The organism is Bacillus sp. 01N45 (assembly GCF_056399205.1).
In genome coordinates, this window is the sequence record NZ_JBFTQW010000069.1 from 1 (window position 1) to 378 (window position 378).

Consider the following 378-nt stretch of genomic DNA (forward strand, 5'->3'; position numbering starts at 1 on the left):
CATGAAGGATTCGAACCTTCGACCCTCTGATTAAAAGTCAGATGCTCTACCAACTGAGCTAATGGCTCGTAAATGGCTGGGCTAGCTGGATTCGAACCAGCGCATGACGGAGTCAAAGTCCGTTGCCTTACCGCTTGGCTATAGCCCATCGAAATATTCATCTTCTTTCCAAAGACAAATGTTATTGTAACATAATGCCCAATAAAAAACAACTGCCAAATAGCAGAAGTTAAAATGGCGGTCCCGACCGGGGTCGAACCGGCGATCTCCTGCGTGACAGGCAGGCATGTTAACCACTACACCACGGGACCATTTGGTTGCGGGGACAGGATTTGAACCTGCGACCTTCGGGTTATGAGCCCGACGAGCTACCGTGCT

2 tRNA genes are annotated in these 378 nt (G+C 49.7%); both read right to left on the reverse strand.

What is annotated here, in order from left to right:
- Positions 1-73: 73 nt before the first annotated feature.
- Positions 74-148: transfer RNA gene (locus tag AC1DMU_RS29760), tRNA-Gln, on the reverse strand.
- A gap of 87 nt (positions 149-235) precedes the next feature.
- Positions 236-311, reverse strand: a tRNA-Asp gene (locus tag AC1DMU_RS29765).
- Positions 312-378: the final 67 nt, after the last annotated feature.